The 17805-nt window shown below is 65.5% G+C and carries 14 protein-coding genes; 5 read left to right on the plus strand and 9 right to left on the minus strand.

Translation table 11 applies throughout. The features are described from left to right. On the plus strand, positions 1 to 991 hold a 991-nt coding region (locus AC13C7_RS03815), incomplete at its 5' end, for a hypothetical protein (RefSeq protein WP_482866649.1). A 65-nt stretch (positions 992 to 1056) separates the two neighbouring features. Here the strand turns inward: AC13C7_RS03815 and lpdA are convergent. The 5 genes from lpdA to AC13C7_RS03840 form a co-directional block, all read right to left on the minus strand. After that, positions 1057 to 2451: a dihydrolipoyl dehydrogenase gene (gene lpdA / locus AC13C7_RS03820; protein ID WP_482866650.1), complete on the minus strand. Its 1395-nt coding sequence runs from the start codon at positions 2449 to 2451 to the stop codon at positions 1057 to 1059. A 115-nt stretch (positions 2452 to 2566) separates the two neighbouring features. Beyond that, positions 2567 to 3148 (minus strand): DUF924 family protein, encoded by a 582-nt coding sequence (locus AC13C7_RS03825; RefSeq protein WP_172319235.1) that lies wholly within the window; start codon positions 3146 to 3148, stop codon positions 2567 to 2569. A 45-nt stretch (positions 3149 to 3193) separates the two neighbouring features. After that, entirely contained in the window at positions 3194 to 4486 is a 1293-nt protein-coding gene (locus tag AC13C7_RS03830; protein ID WP_482866651.1) for an MFS transporter, read from the minus strand. Between the two features lie 91 nt (positions 4487 to 4577). Then, positions 4578 to 5642, minus strand: coding sequence for a tRNA preQ1(34) S-adenosylmethionine ribosyltransferase-isomerase QueA (gene queA, locus AC13C7_RS03835; protein ID WP_482866652.1), 1065 nt, complete (start codon positions 5640 to 5642; stop codon positions 4578 to 4580). Positions 5643 to 5649: 7 nt separating this feature from the next. Continuing rightward, positions 5650 to 8901: a hypothetical protein gene (locus AC13C7_RS03840; RefSeq protein WP_482866653.1), complete on the minus strand. Its 3252-nt coding sequence runs from the start codon at positions 8899 to 8901 to the stop codon at positions 5650 to 5652. Between the two features lie 122 nt (positions 8902 to 9023). Between AC13C7_RS03840 and bcp the strand changes: the two genes are divergently transcribed. From bcp to AC13C7_RS03860, 4 genes are all read left to right on the plus strand, one after another. Next, entirely contained in the window at positions 9024 to 9485 is a 462-nt protein-coding gene (gene bcp, locus AC13C7_RS03845; protein WP_172319239.1) for a thioredoxin-dependent thiol peroxidase, read from the plus strand. Between the two features lie 14 nt (positions 9486 to 9499). After that, positions 9500 to 10312 carry a ferritin-like domain-containing protein gene (locus AC13C7_RS03850; RefSeq protein ID WP_482866751.1) on the plus strand — a complete coding sequence of 271 codons (813 nt, stop codon included), beginning with the start codon at positions 9500 to 9502 and terminating at the stop codon, positions 10310 to 10312. Between the two features lie 184 nt (positions 10313 to 10496). Next, positions 10497 to 11819, plus strand: coding sequence for a DUF5930 domain-containing protein (locus AC13C7_RS03855; RefSeq protein WP_482866654.1), 1323 nt, complete (start codon positions 10497 to 10499; stop codon positions 11817 to 11819). Beyond that, on the plus strand, positions 11809 to 12414 hold the full coding sequence (locus AC13C7_RS03860; protein ID WP_482866655.1) for a bactofilin family protein: 606 nt from the start codon (positions 11809 to 11811) through the stop codon (positions 12412 to 12414). The genes AC13C7_RS03855 and AC13C7_RS03860 overlap by 11 nt, the downstream gene beginning before the upstream one ends. Before the next feature lie 68 nt (positions 12415 to 12482). Here AC13C7_RS03860 and AC13C7_RS03865 read toward each other — a convergent pair whose 3' ends face one another. The 4 genes from AC13C7_RS03865 to AC13C7_RS03880 form a co-directional block, all read right to left on the minus strand. Further along, positions 12483 to 13274, minus strand: a complete 792-nt coding sequence (locus AC13C7_RS03865; protein ID WP_235952641.1) for a DUF2189 domain-containing protein — start codon at positions 13272 to 13274, stop codon at positions 12483 to 12485. 142 nt (positions 13275 to 13416) lie between these two features. After that, the gene (prfB, locus tag AC13C7_RS03870) at positions 13417 to 14544 is read right to left on the minus strand and encodes a peptide chain release factor 2 (protein ID WP_172319241.1); all 1128 of its coding nucleotides are present in this window, start codon (positions 14542 to 14544) and stop codon (positions 13417 to 13419) included. 81 nt (positions 14545 to 14625) lie between these two features. Further along, on the minus strand, positions 14626 to 17220 hold the full coding sequence (locus AC13C7_RS03875) for a penicillin-binding protein 1A (RefSeq protein WP_446117680.1): 2595 nt from the start codon (positions 17218 to 17220) through the stop codon (positions 14626 to 14628). A gap of 112 nt (positions 17221 to 17332) precedes the next feature. Further along, positions 17333 to 17755 carry a PaaI family thioesterase gene (locus AC13C7_RS03880; RefSeq protein ID WP_172319243.1) on the minus strand — a complete coding sequence of 141 codons (423 nt, stop codon included), beginning with the start codon at positions 17753 to 17755 and terminating at the stop codon, positions 17333 to 17335. Between the last annotated feature and the right edge of the window lie 50 nt (positions 17756 to 17805).

Genomic DNA, 17805 nt, shown 5'->3' on the forward strand with positions numbered 1-17805 from the left:
CTGGACCGGACCCGACTACCGGAACGACTTCATCGCTGTCTCCGGCAGCGACGATCCAACCGGCTATGAGAACTACACCTATACGCGCGAGGGAACGCCCCTCAGCCTGACCATGCCGACCGAACCGGGGACCTATGAGATCCGCTATTACGTCAACCAGGATCGCACCATCATCGCGCGGCGCCTGATCGAGGTTACCGAATTGGGCGCGACCTTGGACGCGGCTGCCACAGTCGAGCCCGGATCGACGGTCGACGTTGCGTGGTCCGCCCCCGATTACCGCAACGACTTTGTCGCCGTCTCCGCCACCGACGATCCGACCGGGTACGAGAACTACACCTACACCCGCGATGGCAGTCCGGCAGCGGTGCAGATGCCGACCGAACCGGGCGAGTACGAGCTGCGCTATTACGTCAACCAGGACCGCACCATCATCGCCCGCCAGCCGATCCAGGTCACCGCCGTTGCTGCAACACTGGACGCGCCTGCCTCAGCCGAGGCCGGATCGACGGTGCAGGTTGCGTGGTCCGGGCCGGATTACCGGAACGACTTTGTCGCCGTCTCCGCCACCGACGATCCGACCGGGTACGAGAACTACACCTATACCCGCGATGGCACTCCGGCAGCGGTCGAGATGCCGACCGAACCCGGCACCTATGAGCTGCGCTATTACGTCAACCAGGACCGGACCATCATCACCCGACGTGAAATCGTGGTAACGGAAGTCTTCGCCTCTCTCGACGCGCCCGCCACCGCCTCGGTCGATGAAACGATCCAGGTCGGCTGGCAGGGTCCGGCCTATCAAAACGACTTTGTCGCCATCGGTGAGCCTGGCGACGACTCGCGCTACCAGGACTACGCCTATGCCCGCAATGGCAGCCCCTCGTCGATCCAGATGCCGAGCGAGCCCGGCACTTACGAGCTGCGCTATTACCTGGGGCAGGATCGCCGCATCCTGACGCGGGTGGCGATCACGGTGACGGCGGAGTAGAGGGCAAAGCACAAGGCCGGTCCGCATGTTGCGACCGGCCCTGTTCCTGGGTCAGCGGATGCCGGTCACATGTGGATGACGCGCCCGTAGGCATCCAGCACGGCCTCGTGCATCATCTCGGACAGCGTGGGGTGCGGGAAGACGGTGTTCATCAGGTCTTCCTCGGTGGTCTCCAGCGTCTGGCCGACGACATAGCCCTGGATCAGCTCGGTCACTTCCGCACCGATCATGTGGGCACCCAGAAGCTCTCCGGTCTTCTCGTCGAAGACGGTCTTGACCAGCCCCTCGGCCTCACCCAGGGCAATCGCCTTGCCGTTGCCGATGAAGGGGAACCGCCCGATCTTGACCTTGTATCCCGCCTCTTTCGCCTTGGCCTCGGTCAGGCCGACGCTGGCGACCTGCGGGTGGCAATAGGTGCAGCCCGCGATGGAGTTGGGCTTGATCGGATGCGGGTGCCCGCCCGAGATCAGTTCGGCCACCATCACGCCCTCATGGCTTGCCTTATGCGCCAGCCACGGCGCGCCCGCGATATCGCCGATGGCGTAGATGCCGTCGACGCCGGTGCGGCAATATTCATCCGTCACGATATGGGTGCGGTCGACCTTGATGCCGAGCGCTTCCAGCCCCAGGCCTTCCGTGTTGCCGACGATGCCGACAGCGGAGATCACGGTGTCGAACTCGTGCTTCTCCAGTTTGCCACCCATCTCGATATGGGCGGTCACCTTGTCCTTGTCGCGGTCAAGCTGCTTGACCATGCCCTTTTGCAGGATCTTCATCCCCTGCTTCTCGAACGCCTTCTTGGCGAATTTCGAGATTTCCTCATCCTCGACCGGCAGCACCCGGTCCATCACCTCGACCACCGTCGTGTCGGCCCCGAGCGTGTTGTAGAAGCTGGCGAATTCGATGCCGATCGCGCCAGAGCCGATGACAAGCAGTTTCTTGGGCATATGCGGCGGTTGCAGGGCGGCCTTGTAGGTCCAGACACGCTTGCCATCGGCCTCCAGCCCCGGCAATTCGCGGGCGCGGGCACCGGTCGCGATGATGATGTTCTTGGCCGCAAGCTCCTCCTTGCCATTGTCGGTCTCAACCGAGACCTTGCCCTTGGCGGGGATCGTGGCCGAGCCCATCACGGTGGTGATCTTGTTCTTCTTCATCAGGTGACCGATGCCCGAGGAAAGCTGTTTCGCCACCCCGCGCGAACGTTTGATCACGGCGTCGAGATCAAAGCCGATATTGTCGGCCTTGAGGCCGAATTCCTTGGCGCGGTGCATGAGGTGGAAGACCTCGGAGGAGCGCAGCAGCGCCTTGGTCGGGATACAGCCCCAGTTGAGGCAGATGCCCCCCATATGTTCGCGCTCGACGATGCAGACCTTCTGACCCAGTTGGGCGGCGCGGATCGCCGCGACATAGCCACCCGGACCTGCGCCGATTACGATGGTATCGAAAGATTGTGCCGCCATGAGTCCAGTCCCTCCGCCAGAATTAGTTTAGCCCTAAACCATTCTACAGCGCGGCGCAAGGAAGTTTGGCGCGGTCGGCCGTGACTATAGTTTAGTCATTAAACCACCGCGAGTCTCACGCCGCCTTCTGCATCTCGTTCAGTATCTTGGCATAGCCGCCATCCGTGAGAAAGGACTTTTCCTGCGACGTGCTTTTCCGACCGAGCGCATCATTCCTATAGGGAAACCGCCCGTATTTGCGGATGATCTCGCGGTGAACGCGGGCGTGCAGCAGGCTGCCCTCGCGGCCCTCCTCCATCTTCTGGCACATCAGGCGCACGGAATGGTCCTGGTCGGTCAGCGACTCGGAATGCATGAAGGGCATGTAGAAGAACTGCCGCGCGGGTTCGTCGAACCGCATGTCCCACCCGTGTTTGAGCGCCGAGCAAGCCACCGATTTGGCGCGCTGGTCGGTGGCGAAGGCGCGAGCGTCGCCACGGAACATGTTGCGCGGAAACTGGTCCAGCAAGATGATCAGCGCCAGCGCCTTGCGCGGATGTCCGGCCCAATCGGCCAGCTTGCCGTCGCGCGCGTCGCGCCACAGCTCAAGGAAGCGGTCGCGGATCAGGGCGTCGAACGCCTCGTCGCTGGAATACCATTTCTGCGGGCCGGTCTCGTCCAGCCAGAATCGCAAGATGTCTTCGGAAATATGTGACATGGGCCTTTTGCCTCCTTCTTATGTCTCCTGCCCCTCGGTGCCGGTTCAGCCCGGCGGGTTGTCGTCGGCCTGCGCCTCGGCCATGTCCTCGGCGGCCTCGGCGTAAAGCTCCTGCGCGGTCACGACAGCATAGGGCGTCGCGGTCGGCAAGACCTGTGCATAGGGAACGGCGTCGTAATCCCCGGCTTCAACTGCATAGGCCGAGGGCCGAACCGTCATGCGATAGAGACAATACAGGGCAATTGCGGCCAAAACGAGGGCCAGGAACAGCCAGAAGCCCGCGGGCCCCACCGCCCCCATCAGCCAGGCCACCAGGGGCGGGCCCGAAATCGCGCCAAGCCCGTTGATGAAGATCAGCCCGCCCGAGGCCGCCGCCATCTCGTCGGGGTCCAGGTAATCGTTGGTATAGGCGATCAGCAGCGCATAGAGCGGCTGCGCCAGCCCGCCGGCCAGAAGCGCCGAGAGGATCAGGATCTCGAAGACCTCGCCGAACAGATAGCCAAGCCCCGAGGCCAGCGCCGCGACCGCGGCCACGCCGGTGATCAGCCTGCGACGGTCCATCCGGTCGGACAGCCAGCCGATGGGGTATTGCAGCGCGATCGCGCCCACGAAGAAGGCCGATACCAGGATCGCGATGTCGCGCACGCTCAGTCCCACCTCGGAGCCGTAGACAGCCGTCATGCCGAACTGCGCCGAAAAGACGAAGCCAAGCAGGAACATGCCAACGAAGCCGGTGGGCGAGCGGGTGTAGAGCGCGGCAAGGCTCATCGGCTTGACGGTCTCGAAGGCCGGTGTGGGGGCCACCGCCAGCAAGATTGGCGCGAAGGAGAGCGAGACCAGCACCGAAGGGATGATGAAGAGGATATACCCGCCGGGATCGCCGAAATTCAGCATCCCCTGCCCCAGGACAAGGCCGATCATCTGGCACAGCATATAGGCCGACAATGCCTGACCACGGGTCTCGTTGGTGGCCGAGTTGTTGAGCCAGCTCTCGGCGGTCACATAGACGCCCGAGAGCGAAAAGCCGATGATCACCCGCAGCGCCATCCAGAAGTAGGGGTCGGGGACCACGGGATAGAGGATCAGGGCCGCCGAGATGAACGAGCCGAGGGCGGCGAAGACACGCACATGGCCCACCCGCTGGATCATCAGGGGGGCCATGCGCGACCCGCCCAGGAAGCCCAGGAAATAGGCCGAGGCGATCAGCGACAGCTGGAAGGTCGAGAACCCCTCGATGCCGCCGCGAATACCCATCAGCGAGCCCTGCAACGAGTTGCCGACCTGGAGCAGCATCAGGCCCAACAAAATGGCCCATGCGCTGGCGATGACCTGTTTCATGGCGTGGCTCCCGCCTTTCCCGTCCGCATGTTCACTATGACAGCCCCGTACCGCGAATCTTGCCCCATTGCGACCCGATACCGCCCGGTTTTCAATCGTTTGCGGCAGATTGCGGAATAAGCAGCGAGGCATCGCCATAGGAGAAAAAGCGATAGCCCCCGGCCACGGCATGGGCATAGAGGGCGCGGATGCGCTCCACCCCCATCAGTGCCGAGACCAGCATCATCAGCGTCGATTTAGGCAGGTGAAAGTTGGTCATCAGCGCGTCGGTGACGTTGAAGCGGAAGCCGGGATAGATGAAGATGTCGGTCTCACCCTGCCAGGGCGTGATCTGGCCCGTTTCCCGCGCCGCCGTCTCGATCAGCCGCAATGCCGTGGTGCCGACGGGGATGATGCGCCCGCCAGCGGCTTTCGTGGCGGCAATCTCCTGCGCCGCCTGCTCGCTGATCTCGCCCCATTCCGCGTGCATCTTGTGTGTCGTCACGTCCTCGACCGTGACCGGCAGGAAGGTGCCCGCGCCGACATGCAGCGTGACATGGGTGAAACTGATGCCACGGGCGAGGAGCATAGCGAGGAGCGCGTCGTCGAAATGCAGCGATGCGGTCGGGGCCGCGACCGCACCCTTGTTGCGTGCCCAGACGGTCTGGTAATCCTCGCGGTCGCGCTCGTCGGCGGGGCGGCGCGCGGCGATATAGGGTGGCAACGGCATGGCCCCCGCCGCGTTCAAGGCCGCGTCGAAATCGTCGCCCGCAAGGTTGAAGCGCAGGCGCAGGCCACCCTCCAGCGCGACGACTTCCGCCGACAAGCCGCCGGGAAAGCCGACGCTCTCGCCAGGTCTCAGCTTGCGCATCGGCTTGGCCAGCGCGGACCAGGTGCCGTCCGGCCCCGGCTCCAGCAGCGTCACCTCGATCTTCGCGGCCACGCGGCCTTGCGCACTGTCACGCCAGCGCTGTCCGGTCAGGCGCGCGGGGATCACCTTGGTGTCGTTCAGGATCAGCCGGTCGCCCGCGCGCAACAGATCGGGCAGGTCGCGCACATGAAGGTCGCGGGTCGTGTCGCCATCCGCCACCAGCAGGCGCGCCGAGGAGCGCGGGCGCGCGGGCCGCGTCGCGATCAGGTGCTCGGGCAGGTCGAAATCGAAATCGGAGAGGTTCATGGCGCGGCTACTGTGCGGTTTGGGGCGGCGGGCTGCGAAAGATCTCGCGGAAGATGCCGGGCGTGAAAACAGAGAGCGGATTGACGGTGACGGTGCTGTTATCAGCCGGTCCTGTCATGCGATAGGTGAAACCGAAAAGCCCCTCGCGCCGCGTCGCAAAGAGCGCGCCGACCAGCCCGTTGACCACGTAGAAGGGCGACACCACGCCCTGGAAATCGACCCGGTTGGTGGCGGTGTCATAGACGCCGTCCAGCGACAGGCCCATCGACGGGCCGACGGCGGTGCCCTCGACGACCGTGATCGCGCGGGGGCTGATGCGGAAATCGGCGCGCACCTCGCCAAGCGCGATGCCCTCGCCCGAGGCCATCTGCTCCAGCAGGCCCACGACCGAGACGAGGTTCAGAAGCTCCGCAATCGCGGGCGCATCGCGCAGGCGCGGGTTGTCGATGGTCAGCAGGCCCGCATAGTTGCCCTGCCCCGGATGCGGGCGCAGGATCAGGTCCAGCGCGCCGCCATAGGCATTGGAGTAGATCCCCGCCGCGCGCAGCACCGCGCCGCCATCCTCGGCGCGCAGGCGCAGCGACATGCCGTTGGTCTCGGCCAGGATCGAGCCGACGACGCCCGCCTGCCCCCCGACCCGGCCCCGGAAATCCCCGCTGACCGGGCTGCCGCCGATGCTGGCGCTGAGATCGGTCAGGTAGATGCTGTCGGTCACCGTCAGGCGGTCCAGCAGCATCTCGATCGGCAGGCTTGTGGTCGCGCCTCCGCCCGAGCTTTGCGGCAGGCCGCGCAGGTCGACCGTTCCGCCGGTGATGCGCACCAGGGGGCGGTTGTCGCGCAGGGTCAGCCCGCCGGTCACATCCATCCAGTCCCCGATGTGAAACTCGTCGAGGCTGAGCTGCGAGAACTGCGTGCCCTGCAATGTGACCGCGCCGCGCATCTCAAGCCCCGCGCCGCTGATCGCCAGAACCGGCACCTCCGGTTCGGGACCAAGCGTCATCTCGGCGCGCAATTGCCCGGTCGCCGCTTCGGGCAGTTGCCAGCCAAGCGCCGGAATGGCCAGGCCGATCCCGGCAAGGTCGGACCGCAGCGACAGGGCGGGCGGCGCATCGGGGCTGAGGTCCAGCGTGAACTCGGCCGTGCCCTGCCCGCGCAGCATGCCGTCCGGCAGGATCACCCCGAAATCGGCCAGCGCGGCGGGGGACAGCGTCGCCCTGCCCTGCACCCGGCTGGCGGTCGTCGTATTGGCCCCGAGCGCGCGCGACCAGGTGGCGTCGGTGCGCAGATTGTCCAGCCGCGCGGGGCCGCCGATCTCCAATCGCGTGTTCCCCGCCTCGATCTCCAGACGCTCGGCCCGCAGCACCCGCCCCTCGACCAGTTGATCCGATCGGACATCCGTCAGGCTGCCGCCAATGCGGAAATTGACATCGGCGGGGGTGATCCTTTGCTGCATCCGGAAATTCAGTGCCACCTCAAGCGCGACATCGCCGGTCGCGACGGTGGCGGGATCATAGTCGAACCGGTCCAGCAGGGTCAGGGGCTCTGCCGCGATAAGGGTCAGGGCGGACGGCACGCTGCCCGCGACCGACAGGTCGAAATGCGTATCGGCCTGGGCCACGCGGGTATCGGCGATGCGCATGGTCGAGCCCGCAAGGTCCAGCCGCCCGCCATCGGGGGCGGTGACATGGCCGCCATGCAGCGCCAGCGTCATCGCGTTATCCGACATCTCCACATAGCCGCGCCCGTCCTCGACCGGGGCCATCGCGCGCAGGGCGCGCACGCGGGCATCTTCGAAATCGAAAGTCACGGCATAGCGCGGCTCGGTCCCGGGCGCGAGGCGCAGACCGGCATTGAGGTTCGAGATGGTGCCGCCCAGAAGGTTCTGTTCCAGCCAGTCGCGCGTGTTCGGGATCGACACGAGCGGCCAGAGCGGCAGGATCTGGCGTGCCTCGACCCGCGGGCTGGACGCATCCAGCCGGATCGCGACACCGCCCTCCTCGACCGCGACCTGCCCGCGCGCACTCAGATGCAGACCGTCATCGAAGAGCACCGCCTGCCCCAGATCGACGCGCAGAGCGGGCAGAAGCTGCACCCGCATATCCAGCGCGCCGCCCTCGAACCGGATCGGGTTTTCCAGCAGGCCGGGGGCCGCGGAGCGGATATCCTCCAGCTGGAACTGCGCCACGTAGACCGGCCCGTCCAGCAGATCGGCATGGCCGGCGATGCGCGCGCTGAAAAGCCGCGAGGCGACGTCCAGCTCCTCGACCTGCAACCGGCGCGTGGCGGCGTCGTAGTCAAAGGACAGGTCCAGACCCTCCAGCGCGATCGGCGTCACATCCGGGCCGGGGCGCAGAAGGCCCGCGCCGACCTGCAAGCTGCCGGTCAGGCGATCCAGCGTGGTATCATCGCGGATCACGGTCGACATCTGGCCGCTCAGCCCCGCCTCGATCAAGTCGAGCCAGGCCAGCGCATCGCTCACCGAGGCCACATCGCGGGCTTGCAGGTTCTCGAAAAAGGCGACGATCTCGGTCTCACCGCGCGCGGCCCATCGTGTAAAGCTGAGATCCAGCCGCCCGGCGCGCCCGCCCTCGATCGTGCCGCCAACGGCCAGCGTCAGCGCATCTTGCATCGGGATCAGCGTCAGGTCCGCCCCCGCCACCTCCAGCCGGTCGCCGGTGCCCGCGTTCTCGATCACTAGGTCGGCATCCTCGGCCGTCACCGTCTCAAGCCGCGAAAAGACGGGCTGCGAGAACATCGCGTCGATTCCCCTCAGCGTCTCGGCCAAATCGCGCGCGGTATCGCTGCCGCCCCCCGCAAAGGCCAGGTCGAGCGAGCCATCATTGCTGCGCACCAGCCGCAGGCCGGCGCCCGCCACCCGGACATGGCGCGGGCGGACCGTGCCCGACAGAACGGCGCGCGGATCGACCGAGATGCTGAGCTGCGGCAACACGATGCGCTGCTGGCCATCGCTGGTCAGCGCGACATCACGGAACCGGATCTGGGGCAGCATCCTCTCGCGCGAGAGGCGGATCCCGACCGCGCCGACGGTGACATTGCCGCCGGGCATCGCCGCATCCATGCGCGCCTCGATCCGGGCGCGGGCCCAATCGGGCAGCGAAATGTCGCGCCCGCCCGGCGGATAGGCCAGCACCGCCAGCGAGGCGATGGCGAGGATCACCAGCAGGTAGACGCCCCTCAGAGGCCAGCGCAAGGCACGCCAGCGCCGTTTCGGCTGCGGGTCGGTGGAGGGCTCTGTCATCGGGGTGCGCCGGGGCTCGTGTGCCTTTGGTTTTTCGGGCTTTATTCTGGCGGCATTTGCCCTAGCTTGCAAACGCCGGGACGTAAAGACCCGGTGATCAGAGCGCAAAGGAGCCGACACAGATGATCGAGACCGGAGACATCGCCCCCGATTTCACCCTGCCGCGCGAGGATGGCAGCCCCGTCACCCTGTCCGGCTTTCGCCCCGGCAAGGTGGTGCTCTATTTCTACCCGCGCGACGACACGCCGGGCTGCACCACCGAGGCGCAGGATTTCACCGCCCTCAAGGACGATTTCGAAACTGCCGGGATCGCCGTCCTTGGCGTCTCGAAGGATACTGTCGCCAAACACGCGAAATTCATCGACAAGCGCAACCTCGGCGTGGCGCTCCTGTCGGATGCCGAAGGCTCGGTCTGCGAGGAGTATGGCACCTGGGTCGAGAAGAACATGTATGGCAAGACCTCGATGGGCATTCAGCGCGCGACATTCCTGATCGACGGCGAGGGGCGGGTTGCCCGCGTCTGGCCCAAGGTCAAGGTGGCGGGACATGCGGCCGAGGTGCTGGAGGCGGCGCGGGCGCTGTGACGACGCTGACCGAAATGGCCTGTGCGGTGCTGGAAACGGCGGATGCGCGCGAGAAGACCACGCTCAGCCGCCGTCTGGCCGCCGACTGGTTCGCCGCGCGCCGGGGCGAGGCCGCGCCGATCGAGATCGGCACCGCCACCCCGCCCGACATCCCTGCCCGCCCCGCGAAACCGGACCTCCTGTCGCCGCGCGACGTGCCGCGCCGCAAACCGGGAACGCCCGAGGGGCGCAAGGCGCTGCTCCATGCTGTCGGCCATATCGAGCTGAACGCGGTCGACCTGCATTGGGACATCATCGCGCGCTTCGGACATATCCCGATGCCGATGGGCTTCTACGACGACTGGGTCAAATCCGCCGATGAGGAGGCCAGGCATTTCCAGCTGATCGAGGACTGCCTGGCCGAGATGGGCAGCTTCTACGGCGACCTGCCCGCCCATCTGGGCATGTGGCGCGCGGCGCAGGACACGGGCCGGGACGTCTTGGGGCGGCTGGCCGTGGTGCCGATGGTGCTGGAGGCGCGCGGCCTCGACGTGACGCCCGGCATGATCGAGATCTTCCGCGAGGCCCCCGATCCTGCCGCGCAGAAGGCGGTGGCGGCGCTGGAGGTGATCTATGCGGAGGAGGTTCACCATGTCGCCTACGGCTCCAAGTGGTTCCATTTCCTGTGCGGACGCGAAGATATCGACCCGAAAGAGGCGTTCCACGCCCTCGTCAAACGCTACTTCCACGGTGCCCTGAAACCGCCCTTCAACGAGGAGAAACGCGCCGAGGCAGGTATCCCGCCGGACTTCTATTGGCCGTTGACGCTAGGGAACCCAGCCGGATAGGCAGCGAATCGCCGGTGAATTTGGGCGGAAATTTGCCCAATTCTGGACAAAATCGCGATTTACCGTGGGTGTGGCATAAAAAGGTTTGAGACCGGCGGCCCTTTTGGCCTAAGCGGTTGACGTCGATACCTTGTGTGGGGACAGGAAGGTTTCGGCGATGGAGAGGGTAACGGGGCAACCAGACGTGAAATTGAGCCTGACCAGTCGCATGGGCGCGGCAATCGAAAAATTCCTGCCGGAACAGCGGCTGTTTCTGAAATCCGATCAGGGGATGCGCTATGTCCGGCTGCGGCCGATGACACAGGCGATCATGATCGGGGGATCCTCGCTGTTCGTCGGCTGGACCGTGATCGTCACCGCGATCTTCCTTATCGACGCGATCAGCGCGGGCGGCGTCCGCGACCAGGCGGATCGCGCGCAGGAGGCCTATCAGGCCCGCCTGAACCAGATGTCCGAGGAACGCGACATCCGCGCCGCCGAGGCGCGCGCCAGCCAGACCCGGTTCTCGGTCGCCATGTCCGAAGTGTCCGACATGCAGTCGCGCCTGCTGGCCTCGGAGGAACGTCGCCGCGAGCTGGAAACGGCGGTCGAGGTCATCCAGACCACGCTGCGCCGGGTGATGGTCGAACGCGACGAGGCGCGCACGCAGGCCGCCGAGATCCTGGCCGAGATCGAGGCCGAGACAGGATCGAGCCAGACCACCGCCGGACGCCTGCGCGACATGGAGCAGACGCTGGACTACCTTGCCGCCGCCCTGCGCGACGCCGCCGATGAGCGCGACGAAGCCTTCGAGATCGCCGAGGCCGCCCGCGAGGAGGTCGATGAGCTGCAATTCGCCGCCGCCCTCGCCGAGGAACGCAACGAACGCATCTTCACCCAGCTGGAGGAGGCCGTGCAGGTCTCGATGGAGCCGCTGGACGCCATGTTCAGCGCGGCCGGCCTCTCGACCGACGAACTGGTCAACCGCGTGCGTGCCGGCTACCAGGGCCAGGGCGGGCCGCTGATGCCGATCACCATGTCCTCGCGCGGCGAGGAGCCTGACCCAGTGTCCTTGCGCGCCAACGAGCTTCTGGCGGAGCTCGACACGATCAACCTGCGCCGGATGGCGGCAGAACAACTGCCCTTCTCGATGCCGGTTCTGGCCCGTTACACCCAGACTTCGAACTTTGGCTTGCGCAATGGTCGGCAACATACCGGCGTCGATATGGCCGGTCCGCTCGGCACGCCGCTATACGCCACCGGCGATGGCGTCGTCACCCATGCGGGCCGGATGGGCGGTTACGGCTTGCTGGTCACCATCGAACACCCGATGGGGTTCGAGACCCGATATGCCCATATGTCGCGCATCGGGGTGTCCGCGGGGCAAAGGGTCTCGCGCGGGGACAGAATCGGTGATATGGGCAATACAGGACGGTCGACCGGATCTCATGTGCATTATGAGATCCGCCGCAATGACACACCACTCAACCCGATGAACTTCCTCACGGCAGGTAGAGATGTTTTCTAAATCAAAGATCAACGAGCCGGGGCCGAAACAGGCCGGCGGTTCCTCGGATCAGGCGTCAGACGCGTCTGCATCCTCTGACAAATCCTCCAAAGAACGGAGCTCGATGCCCTTGACCAGCAATAACAAACCCAAGCCCGCAGTTTCCACGCTCAGCACCGATCTGACCATCGTGGGCAACCTGCGCACCACCGGCGACATCCAGGTCGAGGGTCACGTGCAAGGCGACATCCGCGCCCATCTTCTGACCGTGGGCGAAGGTGCCACGATCGAGGGGGAGATCGTCGCCGATGACGTCGTCGTCAATGGCCGCGTGATCGGCCGGGTGCGGGGCCTCAAGGTCCGCCTGACGGCCACCGCCAAGGTCGAGGGCGATATCGTCCACAAGACCATCGCGATTGAAAGCGGCGCGCATTTCGAAGGCTCGGTTCAGCGGCAGGAAGACCCGCTTGCCGGCGGCAGCGGCGCACAGCCCGCCGCGTCGCGCCCCGCCGGTGCGGCGACTGGCGGCAATGCCGGCCAGCAGAGTGGCCAGGCTCAGGCCAACAAGCCCGCCTTCGGCGCGCAGCAGAACAAGCCCGCCGACGCCAACAGCTAGGCGGCCCGCGATACCGCGGCACAGACACCCCCGGCCTCAACCGCCGGGGGTTTTTTCTTGCGCGGCGATCAGGGCGTGTCGCGCAAGGCCCGCCGGTAGATATGCCATGACGCATGGCCCAGAACCGGCAGCACCACGAAAAGACCCAGGAAGCCGGGCAGAAGCGCCGCGAAGGTCAGGCCCGCGATCACCACGCCCCAGACCAGCATCACGCGCGGGTTTCGCCGCACGGTGGCAAAGCTGGTCAGCATCGCGGTGACGAAATCAAGCTCCTTGTCCAGAAGCAGCGGCAGCGAGATCACCGTCAGGCAAAACAGGACCAGCGCGAAGACCGCGCCGAACCCCGTGCCCACCAGCAGCATCATCAGACCTTCGGGCTGGAACAGGTAGGCATAGGAGGTCGAGACATTCATCAGCACCGATGGCCCCATGAAGAGCGCGAACAGCATATGGGCGAAGAAGGACCAGAACAGGAAATAGACGATGATCACCCAGGACATCAGCGGCAATTGGCGCAAGCGCTGTTGCCAGACCACCCCCAATATGTCGCGTATCGTGTAGGTCCGGTCCTGCTCCAGCCGGTGCGAGACCTCGTAGAGCCCCACCGCCAGGAACGGGGCCGCCAGCGGAAAGCCCACCGTGAGCGGGATCGCCCACCAGATCTGATCGGTCACCACGAGGAAGAAGTAGAGCGCCCACCCGCCAAGCACGTAGATCAGCGCGAAGAACAGGCCCATGGCGGGCGCGCGGCGAAAATCATGCCAGCCCGCACGCAGGGCCGCGCCGATGTCGCCCATGTCCATATCATTGATCTCGGGAACCTGTGAGGCCGCGGGCAATGATGTGGTGCTGTCTGGCATGGTGATCCTTCCCCTGGCTTGCCGGGAAGAGTCTAGGCAGCGACAGGGCCGGGTTCAAAGGGTTTCTGCCGCTTCGGGGCGGGCTGGGGCGCGGAGAGTCTTGCAAGACTCTCGCCAATTTCTCAGCAGAAATTGGCCGCGCTCAATCCTCCGCCCGCGCGTCGGCCCGGCTCTTGCCCGCGACATCCATCGCCAGCGTCGCCGCCATCAGCCCATCGAGGTCGCCATCCAGCACGCCGGACGTGTCCGAGGTCTCATAGCCCGTGCGCAGATCCTTCACCATCTGATAGGGCTGCAACACGTAGGAGCGGATCTGGTTGCCCCACCCCGCGTCACCCGCGCTTTCATGCGCCTCGTTGACCAGCGCGGATCGCTTGTCCAACTCCATCTGGTAGAGCTTCGATTTCAGCGCCTTCATGGCAATGTCGCGGTTCTGGTGCTGCGATTTCTCCGACGAGGTGACGACAATGCCCGTCGGGGCGTGGGTGATGCGCACGGCGGAATCGGTCGTGTTCACATGCTGCCCGCCCGCGCCCGAGGAGCGGTAGGTGTCGATGCGGATATCGGACGGGTTGACCTCGATCTCGATATTGTCGTCCACCACCGGGTAGACCTTGACCGAGGTGAACGAGGTGTGGCGCTTCGCGGCGGAATCGAAGGGCGAGATGCGGACCAGCCGATGCACGCCGCTTTCCGATTTCATCCAGCCATAGGCGTTGTGGCCGCTGATCTTGTAGGTGGCCGATTTGATCCCGGCCTCCTCGCCCGCGCTCTCGGCCTGGAGCTCGACCTCGTAGCCCTTCTTCTCGGCCCACCGGACATACATCCGCGCCAGCATCGCGGCCCAATCGCAGCTTTCCGTGCCACCCGCGCCCGAGTTGATTTCGAGGAAGGTGTCGTTGCTGTCGGCCTCGCCGTCCAGCAGCGCCTCAAGCTCCTTCTTGGCGGCGGTCTTCTCCAGGGCTGCCAGGGCGGCCTCGGCCTCGGCAACGACCTCGGCGTCGCCCTCCATCTCGCCCAGTTCGATCAGTTCGGCATTGTCGTTGAGGCCGGTCTCGATCGCCTTGTAGGTGCCCATCTGATCGACCAGCATCTGCCGGTCGCGCATCAGTTTCTGCGCCTTTTCGGGGTCGTTCCACAGGTCCGGATCTTCGACGCGGGCGTTGAATTCCTCCAGCCGGTGCGGCGCGGTCTCCAGGTCCATCCGCTGGCCCAGAAGCTCCAGAGATTTCCGGATTTTCTCGATATGGCTTTGGGTTTCGGCCCGCATGGTCTGCTCACTCGGCTGGTTGGTTCGCGATGATAGGGATGTAGTCCAGCCCCTGCTCCGCTGCAAGCAGGCAGGAACGGGCTAGTAGAGCCCGCCCGAAGTCAACTCGCCAAAGCCGGTGCCAAGCGGAACCCGTGCCGTGCCGCCCGTCGAGGTCGTGACCGTGCCGCCATCGCTCGGGACCGGATCGCCATCGACAACCTCGCCATTCGCATTGGGATCGCCGGGGCTGAACATCGGCAGGTTCGACCCCATGCCGAAGCCGCCATCGACGATGGACAGCATCCCGAAAAACGGTTCCTCGCCCTCGCGGAAATACTCGGCCACCACATGCGGGCCGCTTTCGCCATCGGGCAGGCGCTGGCCGGAAAAGCGGTCGATATTGTAGAACTGGCCGCCCGGCGGCACCCGGAACGGACCGCCACCATATTCCTCGACCGCCTGCTGCATGAACTCCTGGAACACGGGGGCGCAGGTGCCGCCGCCCGAGGCCCCGTGCAGGCTGCGCGGGTTGTCATAGCCGATATAGCAGCCCGCCGCGATGGTCGAGGTGAAGCCCACGAACCAGACATCGCGCGAATCGTTGGTAGTGCCGGTCTTGCCCGCCGTGGGCACGCCCAGGTTGACCCGGCCCGCAGCGGTGCCACGTTCGACCACGCCGCGCATCATCGAGGTCAGCTGATAGGCCGTGATCGCATCCATCACCTGTTCGCGGTTCGACACGATGGTCGGCGCCTGACCGGGATCGAGCGAGGCCAGCTCGCAATCGCGGCAGATGCGTTGGTCATGGCGGTAGACGGTGCCACCGAAGCGGTCCTGGATGCGGTCCACCAGCGTCGGTTCAACCCGCTCGCCGCCATTGGCGAACATCGAATAGGCCGCGACCATGCGGAAAAGCGTGGTCTCCTGGCTGCCAAGCGCATTGGCGAGATAGGGCTGCATCTCGTCATAGACGCCGAAGCGCTCGGCGTAATTGGCGACAACCTCCATGCCGACATCCTGCGCCAGCCGAACCGTCATCAGGTTGCGCGACCGTTCAATGCCCGTGCGCAATGGCGCGGGGCCATAGAACTGGTTCGAGGCGTTGGTGGGCCGCCAGATACCCTCGCCCGTATCGACCTCGATGGGCGCGTCGATGATGATGGTGTTGGGGCTGTAGCCGCTGTCGAGGGCCGCGGCATAGACGAAGGGCTTGAAGCTGGAGCCCGGCTGCCGCGTCGCCTGCGTGGCGCGGTTGAAGCTGGAATACTGGTAGGAGAAGCCCCCCTGCATCGCCAGCACCCGGCCCGAATTCACGTCCATCGCCATGAAACCGCCCTGCACCTCGGGGATCTGGCGCAGGGTCCAGCGGATGAAACTGCCATCGCTGTCGCTGGTCATGGCGCGCACATGGATCACGTCACCCACCTCAAGCAGGTCGCCGGCATTCTGCGCGCGGTTGCCGGTGTTGCCATCCGCATCGACGGGGCGGGCCCAGGTCACATCCTCGGGCGGGATCCAGTGGCCGTCCTCGTCCTCCTCGACGCCCTCGATGCCGATCCGCGCATGTGTGGCGCCGACCTCCAGCACCACCGCCGCGTACCAGCCCTCGACGTCGCGGGGGAACTCCACCTCCTCCAGCGCGGCGCGCCAGACCTCCTCGCCGCCCTCAAGCTCGGACGGGTCGATGGTGGCCAGCGGATCGCGCCACAGGCCCTGATCGCGGTCATAGCGCTCCAGGGCGCGGCGCAGCGCGACCTCGGCGGCGGCCTGAAGGCTTTCGTCCATCGTCGCGCGCACGGCGAAACCGCCGGTAAAGAACTCATCCTGCCCGTAATCGCGGCTCAACTGGCGGCGGATCTCGTCGGTGAAATAGCTGCGCGGCGGCAATTGGCTGCGGAAGGGCTCGATATGACCGCCCTGCACGGTCTCCAGCGGGGCGGCCTGGGCCACTTCCATCTCTTCACGCGACAGGTAGCCGTTCTGGAACATCTCGCGCAGCACGTAGTTCCGGCGGATGATCGCGTCCTCGTAATTGCGCACCGGGTGCAGCGCGGTGCCGCCCGATTGCGGCAAGGCCGCCAGATAGGCCGCCTGTTCGGCGCGCAATTCACTGAGGTCGGCGTTGAAATAGGTCTGCGCGGCGGCTGCCACGCCAAAGCTGCGCTGCCCCAACTCGATCTCGTTGAGGTACAGCTCCATGATCCGCTCCTTGCTGAGCGTCTGTTCGATGCGCGCGGCCAGGATGATCTCGCGGATCTTGCGCTCGACCCGGCGCGAGCCGTCCAGCAGGAAGTTCTTGACCACCTGTTGCGTGATGGTCGAGGCCCCGCGCACGTCCTGTCCGCGCGATCGCACCGCGTCGATGATCGCAACAGCAATGGCGCGGGGATCATAGCCGGGATGTTCGAAGAAATTGCGGTCCTCGGCGCTGACGAAGGCGTGAACGACGACGTCCGGTATTTCCTCGTAGGGCGCGAAAATGCGGCGTTCGGCGGCAAATTCATCCATGATCTGGCCCTCACCCGAATAGATGCGGCTGATCGTGGCGGGCGAATATTGCGCCAGCGTGTCGTGATCGGGCAGGTCGCGGGCATAGGTGAATATGACGCCGCCGATGATCAGGGCACCCATCACCAGACCATTGGTGATGAGGCTGAAAATCGCTCCGAGAAAGGAGAGGATAAATCGGATCATGAACGCGCGACTCGAAAGGGCTTGGGCGTCCTATATAGGGGGGAAGCACGGGGCGGTCAAAAGCCCTGATCGCCCCAAGGCGGGTTTCCGCGACGCGGGACGCGCGCGCGCCCTAGCCCTGCGGCGGAATCGCGTAGGTCAGCGAGGCGCGGGCCACTGGCGCATCGCTGCCTTCCGACCGGATCAGGCAATCGCCAACGGCCAGCAGGCGGCCCAGTTTCAACAGGCGTGTATCGCCGATCAGGTCCGTCCCCGCCGCCGGTTTGCGCATGAAATCCATCGAGATATTCGTCGTCACGGCCAGCGCCACCGGCCCGATCATGGCGAGAATCGCCAGGTAGACCCCGACATCGGCCAGCGCGAACATCGACGGGCCCGAGATCGTGCCGCCGGGGCGCAGGTGTCGGTCCGAAACCCTAAGCCTGACGCTGAGCGCCATCTCCTCGACGCGCTCGATGCTGTAGTCGTCCGAGACCTGAGGAAATTCCGAGACCAGAAACGCCTCAAGCGCCGCTTTGTCCATCACCACTGCCATTGCCCTGCCCCCTTCTTTGGCCATAGGGTTTGCCCGAAACCGCGCTGATG

It is taken from the genome of Alterinioella sp. B-7, from assembly GCF_056857775.1.

Coding starts and splice junctions, on each gene's coding strand:
- AC13C7_RS03840 (WP_482866653.1), bottom strand. CDS start 8,901: ATGACAGAGCCCTCCACCGACCCGCAGCCGAAACGGCGCTGGCGTGCC.
- prfB (WP_172319241.1), bottom strand. CDS start 14,544: ATGCGGGCCGAAACCCAAAGCCATATCGAGAAAATCCGGAAATCTCTG.
- AC13C7_RS03865 (WP_235952641.1), bottom strand. CDS start 13,274: ATGCCAGACAGCACCACATCATTGCCCGCGGCCTCACAGGTTCCCGAG.
- bcp (WP_172319239.1), top strand. CDS start 9,024: ATGATCGAGACCGGAGACATCGCCCCCGATTTCACCCTGCCGCGCGAG.
- AC13C7_RS03860 (WP_482866655.1), top strand. CDS start 11,809: ATGTTTTCTAAATCAAAGATCAACGAGCCGGGGCCGAAACAGGCCGGC.
- AC13C7_RS03850 (WP_482866751.1), top strand. CDS start 9,500: ATGGCCTGTGCGGTGCTGGAAACGGCGGATGCGCGCGAGAAGACCACG.
- AC13C7_RS03825 (WP_172319235.1), bottom strand. CDS start 3,148: ATGTCACATATTTCCGAAGACATCTTGCGATTCTGGCTGGACGAGACC.
- lpdA (WP_482866650.1), bottom strand. CDS start 2,451: ATGGCGGCACAATCTTTCGATACCATCGTAATCGGCGCAGGTCCGGGT.
- AC13C7_RS03875 (WP_446117680.1), bottom strand. CDS start 17,220: ATGATCCGATTTATCCTCTCCTTTCTCGGAGCGATTTTCAGCCTCATC.
- AC13C7_RS03880 (WP_172319243.1), bottom strand. CDS start 17,755: ATGGCAGTGGTGATGGACAAAGCGGCGCTTGAGGCGTTTCTGGTCTCG.
- queA (WP_482866652.1), bottom strand. CDS start 5,642: ATGAACCTCTCCGATTTCGATTTCGACCTGCCCGAGCACCTGATCGCG.
- AC13C7_RS03830 (WP_482866651.1), bottom strand. CDS start 4,486: ATGAAACAGGTCATCGCCAGCGCATGGGCCATTTTGTTGGGCCTGATG.